An 18,702-nucleotide genomic window follows, 5' to 3' on the forward strand; every position below is an offset into this window, starting at 1 on the left:
CGGTATGCCGGCAAACCCTTGCCCCGCAGCGGGAAGGGTTGCCGTGCAAATGCAAATGCAAATGCAAAGGCGCATGGCGCCCCGGGGTGTGTCAGAACCCCAGGCTGGCCAGCAGATCGTCCACCTGGGACTGTGAAGTCACCACATCGGGTGTCTTCTCGGGATCGACCACGGGGCCGGCCAGGTGCTCCTTGGGCTTTTCCAGCGGCTCCAGCGCCGTCTGCTGCGGGTTGGGCGAGGTCTGGATGAGCAGCTGCACCAGCTGGTCCTCCAGGTCGGCAGCCAGCGACACCACGCGGGCGATGACCTGGCCCGTGAGATCGTGGAAGTCCTGGGACATCATGATCTCGGTGAGGTGCTCATCGGCCTGCTGCGTGTCCTGCTCGACCTCTTCGAGGAAGTTCATCACCCGGCCCTTGGCCACGGCCGCCACGGGATCCTCGACCAGCTGCGCGCGCATGGCGCGCACGCGCTCGGCCAGCCGGTCCTGCTGGCTCTTGGCCAGCTCGACACGGTTGAGGACCTTCTCGGCGGCCTCTCCGGTCAGCCGCGCAATGTAGGAAAGGCGGCTTTGCGCATCCGGCAGCTCTCCCATGCTGCCGCGCAATCGGTCCGCATAGCCCAGCTCGTTGAGCGAGTCATGCAGCTGGCGCGTGAGAACGCCTACCTTGTAGTGGACGCTGTCGGGGACATCCGGGTTGCTCATGGCGCGCGCCCTACAGGCCCAGCTTTTTGAGGATCAGGTTGACTTTCTCTTCCAGCGTGGCCTTGGTGAAGGGCTTGACGATGTAGCCTGCCGCACCGCCCTGGGCCGCTGCCACGATGTCCTCCTTGCGGGCCTCGGCCGTCACCATCAGCACGGGAAGGTGCTTGAGTTTGTCGTCCTGCTTGATTTCGGTGAGCAGCTGGAAGCCGTTCATGTTCGGCATGTTGATGTCCGTCACCACGAAATCGAACTTGCTGTTGCGCAGCTTGTGCAGTGCCACGACGCCGTCTTCGGCTTCATCGGCTTCGGGAAAGCCGCTCTCCTTGAGCAGATTGCGCACGATGCGCCGCATGGTGGAGAAGTCGTCAACGATCAAAAAACGCAGGGCATTAGCCACGTGAGGCCCTTTCGGTCGGTAGGTGCTCGGTACTGGTAAGAATCCGCCGCGATGGTAACAATATGAAACCTTCTTGGCGCAATGTGGGAATTTTCCTGCTTTTCGGCAGCATCGGGCTCAAACCTTAATTTGTTACACGATCAGGTGACGCGGGCGCCGAAGGGGCGGCTGCGGCTGCGGGCGCGGCGGCAGCGGGCTGCGCGGCAGTCTCGCCGGCCGTGGCTTCGGCTGTGGCTGCATTCGCGGTGCCGCCGTTGCCGCCGGCCAATGACGGCGGCAAGGCGTTGCGCGTCACGGGCCCACGGTGGCCCAGCAGGCGCTTTTCGGCCTCCTGCGTGAGCACGGTGATGGTGATGCGCCGGTTCTGGGGCGCGCGCGGATCGTCGGGCAGCAGCAGGTCGCTGCTGGCCAGGCCCGTGATGCGTGCCAGCTGGTTCAGGGGCATGCCGGCGGCCACCAGCTCGCGGCGCGAGGCGTTGGCGCGGTCGGCCGACAGCTCCCAGTTGCTGTAGCCGCGGTCGGCATTGCCGTAAGGGGCCGCGTCGGTGTGACCGGACAGGCTGATGCGGTTTTCCGCGCCTGCCAGCGCCGCGCCCACCTCGCGCAGGATGTCGCGCATATACGGTTTGACCAGGGCGCTGCCGCTGTCGAACATGGGGCGGTTTTGCTCGTCCACGATCTGGATCTGCAGGCCGTCGGGCGTCACGTCGGTGCGGATCTGAGAACGGAATTCGTTCAGGCGCGCATTGCTGGTGATCATCGCGTCCACCTTGGCCTTGAGTGCCTTGATGCGGTTGGAGTCCACCTGGGCCTGATCGGCGCGGCCCGAATCGACGCTGGTGCGCCGGTTGGAGCTGTCGGCCGCCTCGGAGCGCCGTACCTGGCCGTGCACCTTGGCCAGGTCGTTGCCGCCGCCGGGAATCACGCTGGAGCTGTTGCCTGCGCCATCGCCGCCGGCCATCGCCACCTTCAGCGGCGAGGAAAAATACGCCGCGATGCCCTGCAGCTCGCCCTTGGCCGTGGAGCCCAGCAGCCACATCAGCAGGAAGAAGGCCATCATCGCGGTCACGAAGTCGGCGTAGGCGATCTTCCAGGCGCCGCCGTGGGGCGCATGCGCAGTCTTCTTGACGCGCTTGATGATGATCGGCTGTAACTTTTTCTCTGCCATGGCTTGACGCTGCTGGGTGCAGGATTACTTCTTGCCCTTGACGTGGGTTTCCAGTTCCAGGAAACCGGGGCGTTCGGTAGAGAACAGCACCTTGCGGCCGAACTCGATGGCGGTGGCGGGGTTGTAGCCCTGCATGCTGGCCAGCAAGGTGGTCTTGATGCACTCCAGTTCCTTGGCGGCGTCCTGGGCGCGCTGCTCCACCAGGCCGGCCATGGGCTCCACCAGCGCATAGGCCAGCAAGATGCCCAGGAAGGTACCGACCAGGGCCGAGGCGATCATGCCGCCCAGCACCGAAGGAGGCTGGCCCACCGAGCCCATGGTGTTCACCACACCGAGCACGGCGGCAATGATCCCGAAGGCGGGCAGGGCGCCGGCCAGGCGGGTCAGTGCGTTGACGGGGGCATGGGCCTCGGCGTGGTGGGCCTCGATCTCGCTGTCCATCAGCGACTCGATCTCGTGGGAATTGAGATTGCCCGACACCATCATGCGCAGATAGTCGGTCAGGAACTCCACCACATGGTGGTCCGCCAGCAGCTCGGGGTACTTGGTGAAGATGGGCGACTCGTTGGGTGCCTCCACATCGCCTTCGATGGACATCAGGCCCTCCTTGCGGGCCTTTTGCAGAATCTCGTACAGCAGGGCCATCAGCTCCATGAAGCGGGCCTTGGTGTAGCGCGAACTCTTCATCACGCCAGGGATGGCCTTGGCCGTGGCCTTGAGCACCTTGGGCTGGTTGCACACGATGAAGGCGCCGATGGCGCCGCCGCCAATGGTGATCATTTCAAAAGGCAGTGCCTTGAGAATGACCTGGACGTTGCCCCCGTGCAGCACATAGGTGCCGAAGATGCAACCGAAGGCGACGATGTATCCGATGATGACAAGCATGGGAGTGGATTCTGTCAGAGGTGTCCCGATGGAAAAGTCGGAACTGGCTTGGAAATGCGCGCTTGTTTTGACACTGGGCCGTGGCGGGGTGGCGGCCATCGACGAACCCATGGCTTGTCAAGCTATCGGCCGCAGGCATCCATACTTGAGAGCCCTGAGATGAAGGTGTAAACGCGCCGCTGCGCGCCAAAAGCCTGAAAAGGCCGGCAAATCGGTGCCTGTTTGAATCTTGCAAGGCGGGCGCTTAACGGTGGATCGCGCGGCGCGCATGCGAGGATAGTCGGCACAGTTTTATTCTTTGTGTCACCGCGCGCACAAGCGTGCCGACCGCGGGCCGGCCTGATACTTCCTCTGCTCCACCGCCATGCCATCTTCACCCCTTGCCAACGCTTTTGCAGCCCCTGCGCAGCCGCCCAGCATCGACAGCGAGCTGACCCGCATCCGCGCCATGGTCGATCGCGCGCAGTTCCTCGAAGCCCTGTCGGAGCTGGCGCAGCTGGTGGCCCGGGAGCCGCGCAACTCCAAGGTCTGGCTGCACATCGGCTTTGTCTACGTGCGCATGAGCATCTGGCCCCAGGCCATGGACGCCTTGCAGATGGCGCTGGAGATCGAGCCGCGCATGCCCAACGCCCAGCGCCTGCTGGCCCTGGCCCTGTTCAGCACGGGCCGCAGGCAGGAGGCCTGCGACCTGATCGACGACGCCTGCCGCCACGCCAAGAACGAAAACACGCACTGGATGACGCGGGCCTACATCCACTCGCACACCAGCAGCGACCCGCTCAAATCCCTGGAGGTGGCGCGCGACTGGGGCCGGCGCTTCGCCGACCCGCTGACCCGCAACGCCAAGCCCTTTCCCCCGCGCGATCGCAACCCGCGCAAGAAGCTCAAGGTCGGCTATGTCACGGCCGACTTCCGCCAGCACTCGGTGGCCTTCTTCATGCGGCCCGTGCTGGAGCACCACAACCCGGACAACGTCGAGATCCACGTCTACTCCAGCGGCCGCCCCGACGCGATGACCGCAAAGCTGCGCGCCCTGGTGCCGCACTGGCACGATGTGGTCGAGCAGACCGACGACCAGCTCTACGAACAGATCCGCGCCGACGGCATCGATGTGCTGGTGGACCTGTCCGGCTTCACCCTGGGCCACCGCCTGGAAGTCTTCGCCCGCCGCGCCGCGCCCGTGCAGGTGACCTGGCTGGGCTATATGCATACACTGGGGATGAAGGCCATGGATTACCGGCTGGTGGATGGCGCTATAGCGCCGCCCAGCCATGCTCCCCACTATTCGGAAAAGCTGTTCCAACTGCGCTGCATGGCCAGCTACGCGCCGCCCGAGTATTCGCCGCTGTGCGAAGACCCTCCCATGCTGCGCAACGGCTACCCCACGCTGATCTCGCTCAACAACTCTGCCAAGCTCACCGACGAGATGCTGGCAGTCTGGGCCCGCATCCTTCAGGAACGCAGGGACGCGCGCCTGATCATCATGGTCAAGGAGCAGGATCCCGATGCGGCGCAGGCCCATATGCAGCCACGTGTGGAGGCCGCCGGCCTGCCGCTGGACCGTGTGTCCGTGCTGCACCAGCAGCCGCTGGATGGCTTCATGGAACTGGGGCATATCGCCGATGTGGCGCTGGATACCTCACCCATTTGCGGCGGCACCACGACCTTGCATGCACTGTGGATGGGATTGCCCATCGTGACACTGGATGCGGTCCGTGGTGTGGATGCGTCCACGGCCGGCACATTGCGGGGCATCGGTTTCGGTGGCGAGATCGCCAAGGACGTCGACGGTTACGTACAGGCTGCGCTGCGCCTGATGGAGGATCCGGCACGGCTGGCACAGCAGCGTAGCCAGGCCCGTTCGCGGCTGCAGGCCAGTGTCCTGATGAACTACCCCGAGCGCACGGCAGAGCTGGAGAAAGCCTACCGGCTCATGTGGGTCAACTGGCTGCGCGGCGACCATCAGACCCTGAGCGTGGGAGCCGATCTCCAGCATTTGCTGGCCCAAGTGGAAACCGCTGCATGACCCGCCATCCCGAGCCGGACTGGGTGCCTCTGCTGGTGCCGGACATGCCCTCTCCGCAGGCGCTGATGCCATGGCTGGAGCGTATGCATGCGGCACGGCACTATTCAAACTTCGGGCCTCTGGTGCGGGAGCTGGAGGCAGAGTTCGCGCAACGCTTCGCATTGCCTGGTGAACAGGTCACCACGGTGGCCAATGCCACGCAGGGGCTGGAGCTTGTGCTGCAAGCCCTGGGGCTGCCGACAGGCGCTCGCGTGCTGCTGCCCACATTCACCTTCGTTGCCAGTGCCACTGCCGTGCTGCGCGCGGGTTTGGTGCCTGTGCTGGCGGATGTCGATCCGTGCAGCTGGATGATGACGCCCGATATTGCCCGAGCGGCCTGCGCCGGCATGCGCATTGATGCGGTGCTGACGGTGGCTACCTTCGGCATGCCGCATGACATGCAGGCGTGGCAGCAGTTCGAACAGGACACGGGTCTGCCAGTCATCGTCGACGCAGCGGCGGCCTACGGCAGCCAGTGGCTGCAGGGTGCGCAGGGGACCCTGGTCTTCAGCATGCACACCACCAAAAGCCTGCCAGCGGGGGAAGGCGGGCTGGTTGTCTCTACACGTCCGGGGCTGGCGGCCAGGGTGCGTCAACTGTCCAACTTCGGCATCAATCTCGACCCGGAGGCGGGCCTGCCCGTTGGTGCGCTGGCCCATGCCGGCACGAATGCCAAGATGAGCGAGTACCACGCCGCCATTGCGCTGGAAATGCTCGGGCGATGGGAACTCCATGCCGAAGAGCGCCGCAGGCTGCATGACAGCTTGAAACATGACCTGAACCTGGCCAGCAACCGATCCCTGGTGTGGCAGGCCCAGGCCGGCGAGGCCTGCCTGATGGCTCCGACCTTGTTGTGTGCACAGCTACCCAGCGAGATGGCGCGCGATCGATTGGAGCAGGCCTGCCGGCAAGCCCGTATTACTACGCGACGGTGGTATCAGCCGCTTTTGCAGCATATGGGTGTGCTGCACAGGCATTGCATTGTGCTTGAGACACCTCATGCAGAAGAACTGGCGAGGACTCTGCTGGGGCTTCCGTTTTTCGTTGGCATGCCGCGCCAACAGCGCCTGCGGATAAAGGAAATCTGCATGAACGTAAACGAGAATTCCCTCTGACTTTCGTCAAAAGGCGCCCATTTCTTTAAAAATGTTTTTTGCTGAGATTCCTTTTGCAACGAGTGTTGTAATTATTTTCTCTTTTTCAATTGTTTCCCATGCTAATTGCAAGACCCTCTGCCAGTGTTCTTGTGGAATAGCGACGGCGCCATCATGATCGGCAATGATGTAGTCATCGTTCTTTATAGAAACTTCACCGATTTTTATGGGCATGTTGATGGATTTCACAGTTCCGTCGAATTTTATATCTCTGCAGTAGTGGCCTCTTGAGTAAACGGGGAATTCTAAGCTGGCAACCTCTGCAGAATCTCGCGTTACTCCATCGATGATTGCTCCTGATGCTCCTGCACGGATCGCAAGTGATGCATTAAGATTGCCGAAATATGCCCGCTCGGGAATACGATTCTCAACAACTATGATGTCGCCGGGACGAACAAAATCATATGATTCCAGTGCGTTATAAATGCCTTTCCAGTGATTTTTTTCATCCGCAGGAATAAGTAGCAATGTTTTTGCCCTTCCTAGAAGATTGCGCTGTAAACCTCGTGGTGAGATCTCATGTGGGAGAGTGCATTGCAGGCCCAATTCTCGGGTGATATCTGAAAGCATGGCAGTTTTCAGGTGTGGGCGTAGCATGCTAAGGCGAAGATTTTCTTGTGCTCGTATTCCTGCGGCAATGGTCTCTCCTAGCAATAGATCTTCTGGCCAGTTAATGTCAATGGCCTCTTGTGGCGTTATTTCAAATAAAGTGGGGTTTATTCCATAGCGGTGGCGAGGGCGTTTTTCCGAACCACGGACCATATAAAGCGACATCGCTTCAATCGTGCTTGTTGGTAGATCTACGCTATTTGGTATTCGTCCGTTTTGAAGGTAAATTGGGTTATTGTTTTCCCAGAGATATTGTTTTTCCTTGGTAATCGCTACTAGTGAATCTGCTTTTGGTGTTCTTAGTAGCTGCTCTATGGCTCGTTCTATTGTCGAGGCATCAATAAACGGTGCAGTACACAGAGTTTGGATATAGATGTCGGCATTGACGGTTGAGCATTCCCATTCGAAAAGCTCATGTCCATCAGTGCTGTTGGTGGCTAATTTATGGGGGCGTTTTAGCCTAAGGATTGGAAGATCTGCGGCCAGAGCCGCAATTTCATCGCTATCGGTATCTAGATAAACCTCATCAATCATTGGACATGCCAGCAACTGACGCAGTTTTCGTTTGAATAAATACTCGCCATCAAGGATGGTAAGATTCTTGTTGTTAATTCTTTCGCTGGAACTTTTGGCGGGGACAAATGCGACAATTTTTGGCATAAATATTCCTGGATTTCTATCCGACTTTCTGTTGCCAGAAATCTTCAACGCTCATGTCTAGATTTTGCAAGGCTTGTGCATGTTCGCGTGCGCTCTCTGGGTCTGTATAAATTTTCTCCCATTGCTCTATATTCCACCATCGATCACGCTGGGCTATGATATGAAATAGAGGTATAAATTTTAGAGATTGCCAGCGCAAGTTTGGCTCTAAAGGAAGTAGGCAGGCACGTTGGAAATTATGAGAATCCTCCAGAGTGTCTGTGGAGTAACCAAGAGACTTTGCGTAGCTACTCCAAAGTAATACTTCTGGAACTGCGCGTTTTAACTCTAAAAAGTGCGCATTGCTTGGTACTTGATAATCGAGATGCTCTGTGCTTCTGGGATCTTCGGGCATTGACCAGAGCTTGAGCATGTCCGTAGTCCGTGCAAGCATGGTTTTCTCACTAAACATGAAAGGCAAATGCGGCCAACTATGAATGGATATTGCAATTTTTCCATGATTTCTTTCTCGGGAAAAATGACGCTCAACCACTTCGTTAAGTGAGCCTGCTAAAATATTGTCACTTCGGCAACGCACAGAAAATTCAATGCCTTGCTCCGCTAGATGTTCAACGCCTATGCGTGCAGAGCGCAAAGCTGTATTAAGAAATAGAATTCCTGTATTTTCGGGTTGAGGAACAAGTATAAGCTTGTCAACCCACGCGCGGCATCTTTCCAGTAGTGCTGGATCTAGGTGATCCCAAGTAACCATACACTGATAGGCATGTGGATGGTGCATGCGATTCCAAGCAAGTACATAAGGAGTATGTGCCATGGCCATGCCTTGAATAAAAATCCCAAAACGCGCCCTCGATTTCCACTTTCTTTGTATGGGGGTGATATTCAAATTTCGAAAATCATCCATTTCTGTAAGCAAGGCGCCATCGTTTACTTCTAGTGTGCAGGCGTTAACACTGCGGAGATCGTTGAACCGATCTCTCAACGCGTGCATAATGTCGAAGTAGCGTTCTGCAAATATTACAACGATAGTATTTTCTTTGCATTCTTGGTGTAGAGATTCTGGAGAACGTACTTCCAGTCCCATTATGGTTTTTCCATGATTTTTGGGATTGGGGCAGACGGTATACGCGAGCTGTAGACGATCTTTGATGAGTGGGTATTGATAATGAAAGTATTGGCCGGCTCCCCAGCCGATGAGGCGAACCTTGGTCAGGTCAATTTCTGGGTATTTCAGTAGAATTCGTTCAAGATTACCAGTGATTATAGCCATGGTGATGCTGGGGATAATAAGTGGATTCGAGCTGAAGCTAATTTGATAGGAGCGAATAAGAAAAACTGAGATCTTGTCGCACTAAAACTTTTGAGCCTGACCTCACCCATAAACAAGGATGGGGGCGTCATAGCGCGGGTCATACACCGTCTTGGCTGCGATGTCCTTGTCATAGCGCCGGGACCAGCCCAGTTCACAGCCGCGGCCTACCTGCACGCCAGCGGCCACCAGGGCACCGCTGCGCAGGATGCTGTGCGCGCCTATCTGTGCGCCATCACCGACGACGACGGCGGACTCCAGCCAGCAGGAAGCACGCACATGCACGCCGCTTCCCAGGCACGCTCCGGGCAGCAGGACGCTGTTGTAGTCGATGCGGCTGCCATGGCCGACGATGGCGCCATCGCCCACGAAGGCGTTGGGGCCGATGCGTACGCCGCCGGCTACCATGGCGCGGGGGCTGACGAAGGAGGCAAGCTTGAAGCCGCGCTCCATGGCAGCCTGCATCAGTTCCACACGCTTGAAGTTGCCGAAACGCTCGTCGAACGCCACGAAGGCTGAACCCTCGCCGGGCCTTATGGCATTCAGTGGTTCAAGATCGAATTCATACTGTGCATTCTGGACGAGGGGAATCTTTTCGATTTTTGAATCTGGAAAGGAACGGCACCAGGATTCATGCGCCCTTTCCAAGGCAGCGCCGGCGCCGATGATCCACCTACAGGCCATGTTCCGTCTCCAGCAAGGTGGTGTACCAGCGTTCGATGAGCCGGTTGGTTGTTTCGTAGATGCCTTGTGTTGGCACGGGGGCTTGCGAATGCAAGACGGATTGCACTTTCTCCAGCATGCCGAAGTCCTCGCCGAGAATCAGCCTGCTGTGATGCATCTCGGACAAAAGTATTTGGGTAGACGCTGGGTTGGGCCGCTTTTTGCGTGCCGTGAAACGATAGATCTCCACGTCGGTGCGGTCCGGGGCAACTGGAATGTAGTGTTCAATGACGAAGGAGTTACCGCCGTTGCCGCTGGCGATGTGCAAGTTCGGGAAGGCCAGCCAGTTGAAATAGGCATCCTGCTGGCGTTCGCCAACCACTGGCTGGTTGTGCACTCTTCCATCCACGAACTGAGCATCTGCGGATTCCGTATTGGGCTGCCAGCGCTCGACATTGGCGTGCCAGCCTAAGGACTGGTATTCGGATGGTGTTCCTTCCGGGCCCCCATAGCTGAAATAACGCATCTCCTGGCGCAGGCCCGCCGTGCTGATATCGGTCAGGGGTTCTTGCGTTTCTGCGGCGCAGGCCGGATCAACCGCTGGCAGAAAGCTCACGAACGGGGCCAGCGTGCGGGGGTGCAGGAAAGCGACATGGTTGTTGTCGCGTAGATTTTCCTGGACCAGCTTCCAGTTGAAGCGGCATTGCCAGGTCGTCACCATGACTTCGCTGTCATAGGCACTGGAGCTGCTTTCCAGCGAGGCCAGGAACTGCGCCGAGAACTGCTCCTCCAGTGGCAGCGGGTCATCGCTCAGATTGACGAACAGCAGGTTGCCGACCGCGCGCAAGGCGAATTCACGCAGCTTCAGGGAATTTTTCTGCGGTTTGCTGAACTGGTAGAGCGCATCGCAATGGGGAATATTGCTGACCTGTCCTGCGGCGTCGTATTTCCAGGCATGGTATTGGCACACCAGTGGCCGGCGACCCACGGGCTCCGACTGCAAGGGGGAACTGCGGTGCAGGCACACGTTTTCGAAGGCGTGCAACTCACCCTGGAAATTCTGGATGACGACAGGAATGCCGGCGATCTTGCGCGTGATGAAGCAGTTGTTTTCCGGCAGCAGGGTCTTGAGGCCCGCGAACAACCAGAGCTTGCGAAAGAGCTTTTGCTGTTCGCGTTCGAAGATGTCGGCAGACAGGTAGTAGCTTGGGTGCATCCGTGAACGCATCTGTTCACTCCTGTCCGGATGGCGCGTGGAAGATCACGCGTGCCGGGTTGCCGAAAACGGTGGCGCCCGCTGGAACATCCTTGACCACGACTGCGCCGGCTCCGACGCTTGCCCCGTCGCCTATGCGTATGCCCGGCAGGATGGTGGCATGGGGATGGACGGTGACCAAGTCGCCCAGTTGCACGCCGCCGCCCAGGAACGCCATGGCGCCGATCTGGCAATAGCTGCCGGTCTGCACGTCATGGCCCAGCACGGTGAGCGAATGGATGTTGGTGAAGGGGCCGATATGGGCATCGGGGCTGATTTGCACATTGGGCGAGAAAATGCACCCTGTATCTATGCGCACGCTGTCCGGTACATAGGTGCCCGGTGGAATGATGCTGATGAACTGCGCGCCTTTGGCAAGCAGGGTCTCGGCATATTTCTGACGCATGGCGGCAGAGCCCTGTGCACAGACGAATAGTTCATCGTCCTGCGGCCTGTGTGCCAGCGGGTCGCCATGAATGGCGAGGCCCTGATTGTCATAGTTGTCCAGCATGTGGGGCCGGCTGTCGAGGAAGCCTTGCAGTACCCACTGCCGGTCGGAGGCCGGCTGGCCCCGGACGAGGAAGACGACCTCGCGTCCCCAACCGCCGGCGCCGATGATCCAAACTTTCTTCATGCGTTCTTCGTACATTCAATCGTCTTATCTGGTGGCCTGCCCGGTGATGACCAGGTCGCTGCCGGTGACCCAGCGGCTCGCAGGGGACAGCAGATAGACGGCCGCATGGGCGAAGTCCTCCCTGTCATGCGCCTCGGCAAAGGCCTTGGTGGTGATGGCGTTGACGCGGATGCCGCGCGCAGCGCATTCCAGCGCCAGACTGGCAGTCAGGGAGCCCAGGCCACCTTCCAAGCTCACGAAGCGGTGATCCCCAGCGTTGGCGAAGCTGATCTTCTCCAGGACGATGGAGGCCCCTTCACGCAGCAGTCCGTCTTCCATCAGCTGGCGGATCGCAAGAACGGGCGCCGCAAGGCGGCTGGCGATGAACTGCTGCAGGAGGTTTTCCGTGATGTCTGCCAGGCCCATCGGTGTCTGCGCCGAGGCCGTGCAGTATAGAAATCCGTCGAGCGCCGTCTTCACGGGGATGAACGCCGACTGCTCGATCACCTGCGCCCCCCTGTGGGCGAGCGTGTCGGCCGCCTGCCGGCCCGTGGGCGTATCGGCGCCGACCAGGAGTATGGCCTTGCCTTCCAGTGAGAAGGGGTGCGAGGCGCTGCGGGGCAGCGCAGGAGCATGGGCAGAGTTCATGGTATGCAGTTAGAGGCCCATGGAAATGGAGATGCCACCGTCCACCATGAAATACCCGCGGTTGATTGAACGGCTGGCATCGCTGAGATGGAACGTGGTTGCGTGGGCGATATCCTCAGGTTGGCCCAGGCCCAGGGGCGCCCATTGGGTGCGCTCGTGCAAATTGGCGCCGCCCTGGCCCAGGGCCTCCAGCATGGGCGTTTGCACATAGCCGGGGGCGATGCAGTTGACGCGGATGCCGTGCCTGGAGAGATCCTCTGCGATGGAGCGGGAGGCCCCCAGCAGCGCGGACTTGCTGGCCGCATAGGCGGCACTTGCGACGGGGCCCGCATGCGAGGCCACGGCGGCGATGAAGACGATGGATGCCTGCGGCAACAGCTTGCGCCCTGCCACCAGTTTTTGCGTCAGCAGCAGGGGGGCCAGCGTATTGCTGTTGAATGTGTCGTTCAGGTGTTTGGCCCGTGCCATTCGGAACGGCACCAATTGGGATATGCCCGCTGCATGGACCAGTCCATGCAGCGGTTGCACGGCCTGCACCAGTCGATCCAGATCGGATTCGCTAGCCAGGTCGGCGACCAGTCCATCCTGGCCCTTTTCGCCCAACTCGGCCAGGGTGTCCTGCAGGCGCTCGGCATTGCGCGCCGTGATGGACACCTGGGCGCCCATGCGGGCGCATTGCAGGGCGATCTCGCGACCGATGCCGGAGCTGGCACCGGTCACGAGTATGTGCCTTCCTTCCAGAGAGAAGGGGTAGACGTAGCCGGTCATGCTTCGATCAGTGCGGGGAAGCGGGCCTGGTCTATATCCACGATGGCCGTGCCCCAGGAAAGGCCTATGCCGAAGCCACCGAGCAGCAGCCTGTTGCGCTGCCCCTGCAGTTGCGCGTTGAGCCGGGCGGTCATGGTGACGGGCAGGGACGCTCCGCTGGTGTTGCCCAGGTCGTGCAGCGTGGAGGGCACCTTCTCGACAGGCAGGCCCAGCTTCTTGCGGATGGTCTCGTTGATCATCCGGTTGGCCTGATGGAAGACGAAGTAGTCGATATCGTCCTTGGCCACCTGGGAGTATTCCAGCAGGCGCTCCACGGCTGGCGGCACGCGCTGGGTGGAAAAGCTCAGCACGGCCGGTCCGTCGAGGATCAGGTCTGCCGGCGTGCGCAGATAGCCATGCTCGTCGCGGGTGGGAATCAGATGCTGCACGCCATAGGGCTCGCGGTGGCCGCCAGCCGGCAGCATGATGGCCTTGTAGCCGCTGCCGTCGCTGTTGAGGTCGAAGTGCATCGGGGCGGCGCTGGCATCGAATTCCAGCGCCGTGGCCGTGCCCGCGTCCGAGAAAAGGGGGTCCTTAACGGTCGCAGACCGGTCGCCCACCAGCAACAGGCCTTTCTTCACGCCGCCTGCCGAGATCATGCTCCCCAGCAGGTGCAGACCGAAGGGGTAGCCTGAGCAGCCGAGATTCACATCAAAGGCGATGGTGCCGTGCGACAGGCCCAGGCGATCCTGAAGAATGATGGCCGTGGCGGGAATGGGATAGTCGGGCGATTGCGTGACGACGATCAGCGCATCGATCTCCTCGCGCTGCCACTGCAGTTCTTCCAGCAGCTTCTCCGCAGCCACAAAGGCCAGGTCCGAGAAGCATTGCCATTCCGGGCAGATGCGGCGGGTCTGGATGCCGATGTTGCGAACCAGCCGCTCGCGCTCGGTGCGCTGCGAAGGGGGGCAGTCCTCCAGGTTGGAGATGACCCGCTTGGGAACGCAACTGGCCATGCCCGCAAAGCGGACGTTGTGCAGGGTGGACAGCGCCATGGTGTTCAGCCCAGGAGCTTGTAGAGGTCGTTGACGGTAACGCAGTTCTTGATGTCGTCGCCGGTGATGGTCTTGCCAAACTCGACATCGAACATGACGATCACGCCCAGCGCCGCCAGCGAGTCCCACTCGGGCAGGCTCTTGAGCTCGGTCTCGGGCGTCACTTCCACGGCCTCCTGGAAGTCCACGGCGGTCAGAAAGCTTTCGATGAATTGGTCAATGGAGGGCATGGGATGGGTTCCTGAAAAATAGGCTGGGCGCCTGCCTATGAGGGCAAACGCTTCGATGAATTTTCGCAGAGCGCCTCTGCGCCGGAAGGCTGGAACTGTGGGCAAAAGCGAGTCCTGTTCCGATGCTGCGTGGGGCGATGCTGTCCTGGCGGACCCCGGGGGATGATGGCATATGGCTCCCTGGGGTGCTTCCTGTTTTGTAGCAGGCGGTGACCGGGCCACTTGATAAAAGTGAAAGAAATGCGGTTTGCTCCCGCTTATCCAGGGGCCGTGTTCGTCGGCTTGCCTGCACGATGGCGGTATTTGTGCGGGTGTCGGCCTGGGCGCCGGGCCTGTGGTGGGGCGCTTGCCCGCAACCTTGATGACCAAGATGAATACGAACGAGCATTTGCAGCAGGCCCGCCAGTTGCATGAACAGTGGCAGTTCGAGCAGGCTCGCCAGGCCTATGAAAAGGTGCTGGAGCAGGAGCCTGCCCATGCCGAGGCGCTGCACGGCATGGCCCAGCTGCTGGGTCTGCACCAGCTGCGCAGTGCCGAGGCACTGCCCTATCTGGAGGCAGCCATCGGCGTGCGGCCTGCGGATTTTGGCTACTGGCGCCTGTACATCCACATGCTGATCCGCGAGGGGCTGCTGGACATGGCCATCTCGCTGATCGACGTGGCACGGGCCAACGGCATGCAGGAGATTGCGCTGGAACAGCTGGAAAAGGATGTGGCCCTGGTGCAGGGCGCGCAGGCAGCTGCGTTCCTGGAGGTGCAGGCCGCGCGCTGGCCACTGGGGCCGGCGCAGCCCGAGGCGGCGCCGGTTGCTGGCGATGGCCGTGGTCGGGTGCCCGAGGCGCAGCTGCGGCTGCTGGGGCAGCTGTTTGCCCAGCGCGAGCATGCCGAGGTCAGCCAGCTGGCGGGTTCGCTGGTGCGCCAATATCCCAAGAGCGGCTTGGTCTGGAAGTTCAAGGCGGCGGCCGATCATGCGAACGGCCGCATCGAGGCGGCCCTGCAGGCAGCGCGCCAGGCAGCCGTTCTGCTGCCGCGCGATGCCGAGGTGCAGTTCAACCTGGGCGGCATCTGCCTGCAGGCAGGCCACGCAGCCGAGGCCGAGCGTGCGATGCGCGCTGCGTTGGCGCTGCGGCCGCATTGGACCCAGGCCTTCTCGCATCTGGGCGATGCGCTGTGCGCCCAGGGCTGTATCGAGGACAGCCTGCCCTGCTATGTGAATGCGCTGCTGCTCGACCCGGAGGATGTGGACACACTGTCGCGGCTGACGGCCGCGCTGCAGAAAACCGGACGGCTGCAGGAATGTGCGCAGTTCCTGGTGCTGCTCATGCAGCAGCGGCCCGAGGACCTGCGTTTGTGCCTGGCCAGCGCCCATGTGCTGGGCGAGGCTGGCTGGGAGCTGCAGGCGGAAACTGCCTATCGCATGGCGCTGCAGCTCGATCCCGGCAGCCTGGAGCTGCTGCTGCATCTGGCGTTGCTGCTGTGTGCCGGCGGCCGACTGGGGGAAGCCGAAACCTGCTTGCGCAAGGCGCTGCAATTGCGTCCCGACAATGCGGTGCTTCTCTGCGAAACGGCCTTCACGCTGTTCGCCCAGAAGAAGTGGGATCAAGCGTTGGAACTGCTTGAAGAAGCGCTGCGCATTCAGCCTGATAGCGCTCGCGCACAGATAATCCGTTGCCACGTACTGCTTGAAACCCGTGATCTGCCCCGGCTCGACCAGGCGCTGACGGTCGCGCTGGAGCGCTTGCCCGGTGACCGGGAGCTGATGTTCCAGCGTGCCGCCTACTGGGACCGCTGCGGTGACGCCGCGCGCCACATGCAACAGCTGGATGAACTGGTGAGGCTGCACCCGGACTACGAGCCCGCCTACAGCGCGCGCCTGTTCGCCATGATCCATTCTCCTGAGGCCAGTGCAGCCTCGGTGGGCCGGGCCAACCGCGAATATGGCGCGCTCATGCGGTGCCACTCCGCGGGGCAGCAAGGGACCGGGCATGACAATGCCCGTGACCGCGGCAAGACATTGCGTGTGGGCTTCGTGTCCGGTGATCTTCGCGCGCATGCGGCGGCCAAGTTCTTCCTGCCGGTGATGCGCGAGCTGTCCCGGCATGGCGACCTGGTGTGCGTTGCCTATTGCAACAACGAAATTCACGATGAGGTCACCAAGGAATTCCAGGGCCTGTTCCAGCTGTGGCGCGGCATCAAGGACATGAATGTGCAGTCGCTGTCCAACCTGGTTCGGGCCGACGGCATCGATATCCTGATCGATCTCAGTGGCCATACGCGTGGTCACCGGCTGGATCTGTTTGCCGCAAAGCCCGCGCCGCTGCAGATGACCTGGATAGGCAACCCGGGCAGCACAGGCCTGGAAAGCATGGACTACATCGTGCTCAGCGACCTGATCCTGGAGGACGAACTGCTCAAGACCCAGCTGACCGAACGGCTGATGCGTGTTCCTTTGGCCTACGTCTTCGACGGCGGCATCCACCAGGAGGCCGTGGCGCCACTGCCGGCGCTGCGCAACGGCCATCTGACGTTCGGCTCCTTCAACCGCCTGTCCAAGATCAACCGCCAGGTGGTTGCTGTCTGGGGTGAGGTGCTGCGCGCCCTGCCCACGGCGAGGCTGAAGATCGCGGCCTGCCCCCGTTCCGGTCCTCCGCAGCACCTGCGCGACTGGCTGGCCGAGGAGGGCGTGGCCGCGCAGCGCGTCGATTTTGTGGAGCAGATGGGATTCGAGCACTATCTGCAGGCGCACCATGACATAGATATCTGCCTTGATACTCTGCCCTTCACCGGCGGAGTGGTCACCAACCACGCCCTGTGGATGGGCGTGCCCACGCTGACGATGATGGGGGAACTGCTGGCGGGGCGGCAGTCGGCCGAAGTGATGGCTCGTGTCGGCCTGGACCAGGGCTTTGCAGCACGGGACCTGGCGCAACTGCTAGACCAGGCTGCGTACTGGCAGGCACATTTGCCGCAGCTGCAGCAGATACGCCAGGGGCTGCGCGCACGCCTGCAGGACCTGGAGCCGCAACAGGCGGATATCGTGGCGCGCTCGGTGGCGATGGGGATGCGCCAGGCCTGGGCCCGCTGGTGCCAGGGACAGGAGCCTGTGGATCTGCGTGTCTCCTATGAGGATCTGGGTCTGGCCGCTCCTGTGGCCCCCGTTTTGTAACAGCGAACCATGCACCGCGCGGATGGCCATGCCGCGCAGTGCAAAAAATCTTGTGAAGTCCCCCTAAAGTTCGCCGGGGCAGCTCCGAAAACCAACTCAGCAGAGGGACAAAAAGTCCTGAGCCCACCAAAAGCCGCGTAATTCGATGTGAAAGCGGCCGATGGTCGGATTGGGCCGCCGCCGCCCGCCTTGCGATAAGCGAGGGCACCGTGGCGGCGACGTAACTGACTTTACTAGGAGTTGTCACCATGGCCATGTCTATCAACACCAACGTGCAATCGCTGAACGCCCAGCGCAACCTGGCTACTTCGCAAAGCTCGCTGTCCACCACCATGCAGCGCCTGTCCTCCGGCCTGCGCGTCAACAGCGCCAAGGATGACGCAGCCGGCCTGGCCATCGCAGAACGCATGAATGCCCAGGTCCGCGGCATGAACGTGGCAGTGCGCAACGCCAACGACGGCGTGTCGATGGCCCAGACCGCTGAAGGCGCCCTGTCCAAGGTGACCGACGCTCTGCAGCGTATGCGTGAACTGGCTGTGCAGGCCCGTAACGGCACCAACGGCGCCAAGGACCAAGTTTCGCTGAACAAGGAATTCGTCGAGCTGGGCAAGGAAATCGACCGCGTGATCAAGGGCGCTGATTTCAACGGCAAGAAGATCCTGAGCACCGATGCTGGCGCCATCAACTTCCAAGTGGGCGCCAACACTTCGGCCAACGACTCGATCACCGTCACCACGAGCAATCTGGGTACGAACACCGACATCACCGGCATCACCAGCGCCTCGATCGGCTCCAACGCCACCACGGCTCTGGACGCTACTGCCCTGGCTACCGTGATCAGCAACCTGGACACGGCTCTGGATACGGTCAACTCCGAGCGCGCCGTGCTGGGTGCCACCCAGAACCGCTTCGAGGCCGTGGTCTCGAACCTGCAAGTGGCAGCTGAGAACACCGCTTCTGCCCGCAGCCGCATCATGGATGCCGACTTCGCTTCGGAAACCGCCAACCTGAGCCGCTCGCAGATCCTGCAGCAAGCTGGCACGGCGATGGTGGCCCAGGCCAACCAACTGCCCCAGGGCGTTCTGGCCCTGCTGCGCTGATAGTGCGAGTCCGGCGGCCTTTCCAAGCAGAAGGCGGCCGGAATTCTCCAGGCCCCAGGCATCTGCCTGGGGTTTTTTTATGGGCGAAAGAGTGGGTGAAGAGGGTGTTCGAAAGGTGAATTGGCGTCCGATCATGGGCTTTATCGGCGCTTTGGCGCAAGGGCTTTTCCGCACAATCGTTGGCATCAGATAGGCAGAGCTGGAAGTCCTGGCGTGCTTTCTGGCGTTCTGGCGGCTTGGGGTCGTCGAACGGTTGGCCATTGTTCATGCCT

General features: G+C 60.9%; 17 protein-coding genes. 4 read left to right on the forward strand and 13 right to left on the reverse strand.

Features of this window, described 5'->3' with window-relative positions; translation table 11 throughout:
• Positions 1-91 precede the first annotated feature (91 nt).
• From ACF8O7_RS13365 to motA, 4 genes are all read right to left on the reverse strand, one after another.
• The gene (locus ACF8O7_RS13365; protein WP_016449290.1) at positions 92-706 is read right to left on the reverse strand and encodes a protein phosphatase CheZ; all 615 of its coding nucleotides are present in this window, start codon (positions 704-706) and stop codon (positions 92-94) included.
• A 10-nt stretch (positions 707-716) separates the two neighbouring features.
• Complete coding sequence (gene cheY, locus ACF8O7_RS13370) at positions 717-1,103, reverse strand: chemotaxis response regulator CheY (protein WP_012202534.1); 387 nt, start codon at positions 1,101-1,103, stop codon at positions 717-719.
• A 124-nt stretch (positions 1,104-1,227) separates the two neighbouring features.
• Entirely contained in the window at positions 1,228-2,271 is a 1,044-nt protein-coding gene (motB, locus tag ACF8O7_RS13375) for a flagellar motor protein MotB (RefSeq protein WP_017404704.1), read from the reverse strand.
• A gap of 24 nt (positions 2,272-2,295) precedes the next feature.
• Complete coding sequence (gene motA / locus ACF8O7_RS13380) at positions 2,296-3,156, reverse strand: flagellar motor stator protein MotA (protein ID WP_016449292.1); 861 nt, start codon at positions 3,154-3,156, stop codon at positions 2,296-2,298.
• Positions 3,157-3,520: 364 nt separating this feature from the next.
• Here motA and ACF8O7_RS13385 point away from each other — a divergent pair, with 364 nt between their 5' ends.
• Both ACF8O7_RS13385 and ACF8O7_RS13390 read left to right on the forward strand, forming a co-directional pair.
• A complete protein-coding gene (locus ACF8O7_RS13385) occupies positions 3,521-5,182 on the forward strand; it encodes a glycosyltransferase (RefSeq protein ID WP_392443508.1) in 1,662 nt (553 codons plus the stop codon).
• Entirely contained in the window at positions 5,179-6,336 is a 1,158-nt protein-coding gene (locus ACF8O7_RS13390) for a DegT/DnrJ/EryC1/StrS aminotransferase family protein (protein ID WP_230357296.1), read from the forward strand. Before ACF8O7_RS13385 ends, ACF8O7_RS13390 begins: the two co-directional genes overlap by 4 nt.
• A 6-nt stretch (positions 6,337-6,342) precedes the next feature.
• Here ACF8O7_RS13390 and ACF8O7_RS13395 read toward each other — a convergent pair whose 3' ends face one another.
• The 9 genes from ACF8O7_RS13395 to ACF8O7_RS13435 all read right to left on the reverse strand — a co-directional run bounded on the left by ACF8O7_RS13395 (position 6,343) and on the right by ACF8O7_RS13435 (position 14,164).
• A complete protein-coding gene (locus tag ACF8O7_RS13395; RefSeq protein ID WP_230357294.1) occupies positions 6,343-7,644 on the reverse strand; it encodes a cytidylyltransferase domain-containing protein in 1,302 nt (433 codons plus the stop codon).
• Positions 7,645-7,660: 16 nt separating this feature from the next.
• Positions 7,661-8,914 carry a hypothetical protein gene (locus ACF8O7_RS13400; protein ID WP_392443510.1) on the reverse strand — a complete coding sequence of 418 codons (1,254 nt, stop codon included), beginning with the start codon at positions 8,912-8,914 and terminating at the stop codon, positions 7,661-7,663.
• Between the two features lie 102 nt (positions 8,915-9,016).
• A complete protein-coding gene (locus tag ACF8O7_RS13405) occupies positions 9,017-9,637 on the reverse strand; it encodes a UDP-3-O-(3-hydroxymyristoyl)glucosamine N-acyltransferase (RefSeq protein ID WP_392443511.1) in 621 nt (206 codons plus the stop codon).
• Positions 9,627-10,844 (reverse strand): SRPBCC family protein, encoded by a 1,218-nt coding sequence (locus ACF8O7_RS13410; protein WP_392443513.1) that lies wholly within the window; start codon positions 10,842-10,844, stop codon positions 9,627-9,629. The genes ACF8O7_RS13405 and ACF8O7_RS13410 overlap by 11 nt, the downstream gene beginning before the upstream one ends.
• A 4-nt stretch (positions 10,845-10,848) precedes the next feature.
• On the reverse strand, positions 10,849-11,520 hold the full coding sequence (locus ACF8O7_RS13415) for an acetyltransferase (RefSeq protein WP_392443516.1): 672 nt from the start codon (positions 11,518-11,520) through the stop codon (positions 10,849-10,851).
• 9 nt (positions 11,521-11,529) lie between these two features.
• Positions 11,530-12,132 carry an SDR family oxidoreductase gene (locus tag ACF8O7_RS13420; RefSeq protein WP_392443519.1) on the reverse strand — a complete coding sequence of 201 codons (603 nt, stop codon included), beginning with the start codon at positions 12,130-12,132 and terminating at the stop codon, positions 11,530-11,532.
• A 9-nt stretch (positions 12,133-12,141) separates the two neighbouring features.
• Positions 12,142-12,900, reverse strand: coding sequence for an SDR family NAD(P)-dependent oxidoreductase (locus tag ACF8O7_RS13425; RefSeq protein WP_392443521.1), 759 nt, complete (start codon positions 12,898-12,900; stop codon positions 12,142-12,144).
• Positions 12,897-13,934 carry a ketoacyl-ACP synthase III gene (locus tag ACF8O7_RS13430; RefSeq protein WP_392443524.1) on the reverse strand — a complete coding sequence of 346 codons (1,038 nt, stop codon included), beginning with the start codon at positions 13,932-13,934 and terminating at the stop codon, positions 12,897-12,899. The genes ACF8O7_RS13425 and ACF8O7_RS13430 overlap by 4 nt, the downstream gene beginning before the upstream one ends.
• A gap of 5 nt (positions 13,935-13,939) precedes the next feature.
• The gene (locus tag ACF8O7_RS13435; RefSeq protein ID WP_097204381.1) at positions 13,940-14,164 is read right to left on the reverse strand and encodes an acyl carrier protein; all 225 of its coding nucleotides are present in this window, start codon (positions 14,162-14,164) and stop codon (positions 13,940-13,942) included.
• Positions 14,165-14,534: 370 nt separating this feature from the next.
• Between ACF8O7_RS13435 and ACF8O7_RS13440 the strand changes: the two genes are divergently transcribed.
• Positions 14,535-17,330: a tetratricopeptide repeat protein gene (locus ACF8O7_RS13440; protein WP_392443526.1), complete on the forward strand. Its 2,796-nt coding sequence runs from the start codon at positions 14,535-14,537 to the stop codon at positions 17,328-17,330.
• Between the two features lie 248 nt (positions 17,331-17,578).
• Positions 17,579-18,430 (forward strand): flagellin domain-containing protein, encoded by an 852-nt coding sequence (locus ACF8O7_RS13445; protein ID WP_017404688.1) that lies wholly within the window; start codon positions 17,579-17,581, stop codon positions 18,428-18,430.
• The last annotated feature ends 272 nt before the right edge of the window (positions 18,431-18,702 follow it).

The organism is Delftia sp. WSY_16 (assembly GCF_043104415.1).
GTDB lineage: Bacteria > Pseudomonadota > Gammaproteobacteria > Burkholderiales > Burkholderiaceae_C > Comamonas > Comamonas tsuruhatensis.

What these genes read in the sequence shown, in the direction of transcription:
- motA (WP_016449292.1), bottom strand. Translation starts at nt 3,156, where the DNA reads ATGCTTGTCATCATCGGATACATCGTCGCCTTCGGTTGCATCTTCGGC.
- ACF8O7_RS13435 (WP_097204381.1), bottom strand. Translation starts at nt 14,164, where the DNA reads ATGCCCTCCATTGACCAATTCATCGAAAGCTTTCTGACCGCCGTGGAC.
- motB (WP_017404704.1), bottom strand. Translation starts at nt 2,271, where the DNA reads ATGGCAGAGAAAAAGTTACAGCCGATCATCATCAAGCGCGTCAAGAAG.
- ACF8O7_RS13400 (WP_392443510.1), bottom strand. Translation starts at nt 8,914, where the DNA reads ATGGCTATAATCACTGGTAATCTTGAACGAATTCTACTGAAATACCCA.
- ACF8O7_RS13445 (WP_017404688.1), top strand. Translation starts at nt 17,579, where the DNA reads ATGGCCATGTCTATCAACACCAACGTGCAATCGCTGAACGCCCAGCGC.
- ACF8O7_RS13395 (WP_230357294.1), bottom strand. Translation starts at nt 7,644, where the DNA reads ATGCCAAAAATTGTCGCATTTGTCCCCGCCAAAAGTTCCAGCGAAAGA.
- ACF8O7_RS13410 (WP_392443513.1), bottom strand. Translation starts at nt 10,844, where the DNA reads ATGCGTTCACGGATGCACCCAAGCTACTACCTGTCTGCCGACATCTTC.
- ACF8O7_RS13385 (WP_392443508.1), top strand. Translation starts at nt 3,521, where the DNA reads ATGCCATCTTCACCCCTTGCCAACGCTTTTGCAGCCCCTGCGCAGCCG.
- ACF8O7_RS13420 (WP_392443519.1), bottom strand. Translation starts at nt 12,132, where the DNA reads ATGAACTCTGCCCATGCTCCTGCGCTGCCCCGCAGCGCCTCGCACCCC.
- ACF8O7_RS13440 (WP_392443526.1), top strand. Translation starts at nt 14,535, where the DNA reads ATGAATACGAACGAGCATTTGCAGCAGGCCCGCCAGTTGCATGAACAG.
- ACF8O7_RS13405 (WP_392443511.1), bottom strand. Translation starts at nt 9,637, where the DNA reads ATGGCCTGTAGGTGGATCATCGGCGCCGGCGCTGCCTTGGAAAGGGCG.
- ACF8O7_RS13365 (WP_016449290.1), bottom strand. Translation starts at nt 706, where the DNA reads ATGAGCAACCCGGATGTCCCCGACAGCGTCCACTACAAGGTAGGCGTT.
- ACF8O7_RS13425 (WP_392443521.1), bottom strand. Translation starts at nt 12,900, where the DNA reads ATGACCGGCTACGTCTACCCCTTCTCTCTGGAAGGAAGGCACATACTC.
- ACF8O7_RS13390 (WP_230357296.1), top strand. Translation starts at nt 5,179, where the DNA reads ATGACCCGCCATCCCGAGCCGGACTGGGTGCCTCTGCTGGTGCCGGAC.
- ACF8O7_RS13415 (WP_392443516.1), bottom strand. Translation starts at nt 11,520, where the DNA reads ATGTACGAAGAACGCATGAAGAAAGTTTGGATCATCGGCGCCGGCGGT.
- ACF8O7_RS13430 (WP_392443524.1), bottom strand. Translation starts at nt 13,934, where the DNA reads ATGGCGCTGTCCACCCTGCACAACGTCCGCTTTGCGGGCATGGCCAGT.